The organism is Vibrio sp. 1978, assembly GCF_033344345.1.
Map to the genome: position 1 here is coordinate 1 of NZ_JAWPOP010000685.1, position 613 is coordinate 613.

At 46.0% G+C, this 613-nt stretch carries 1 protein-coding gene and 1 pseudogene; one reads left to right on the forward strand and one right to left on the reverse strand.

The features are described 5' to 3' along the window. A partial coding sequence (locus tag R8N49_RS28535; protein ID WP_412034933.1) for a DUF6515 family protein occupies positions 1-220 on the forward strand: 220 nt, incomplete at its 5' end. Between the two features lie 76 nt (positions 221-296). On the opposite strand, the pseudogene R8N49_RS28540 reads toward R8N49_RS28535, so the two are convergent. Then, positions 297-613, reverse strand: a pseudogene (locus R8N49_RS28540) (phosphatase); the annotation flags it as partial.

A 613-nucleotide genomic window follows, 5' to 3' on the forward strand; every position in this document is an offset into this window, starting at 1 on the left:
TGCCTCTCCTAACCAAGTGAGCACTACGACAACAGAGGCAAGCAAAACCATCACTAGGAAAACCCCAAGCCCTTATAAGCTTGGCGAAATTGTTGACTCACTTCCCCACACCAAGCAGACGGTAGTGATAGACGGGCAAAGCTATTTCAAATACCAAGACACATGGTTTGCGCCACTTAGGGCAGATCGTAAATATGTAGTCGTTGAGTCACCTTTGTAAGTAAGCAAGTTTGTACATAACTAATACAAACCCCGCCGATTGGCGGGGTCTACTTTTGATTATTCATGCACATACATCAGTAAAACGCGTCGAACTCAGGAATGCGTGGTTTACCTCTGAGTAGTAAGAACTTCAAGAAACGACGGGTTGAAGTCGTTAGGATTTTGTCCTTCTCCACGCCATGTTTTTCCAGCAATTCGATGGCGAGATCCAGTTTTGAAATCTCTTCGCAAAAGTGCGCATCAGAGCCGGTACTGAAATACACGCCAATCTCTTTTCCTAAGGCAACAATTTGATCACAGCGCGCATCACTGCCCTTTCGGCTCTTGCCTGTGAGAGACGTATTGTTCACCTCAATCGCCACATTGTGGGATTTAGCGCAACGCAACACTT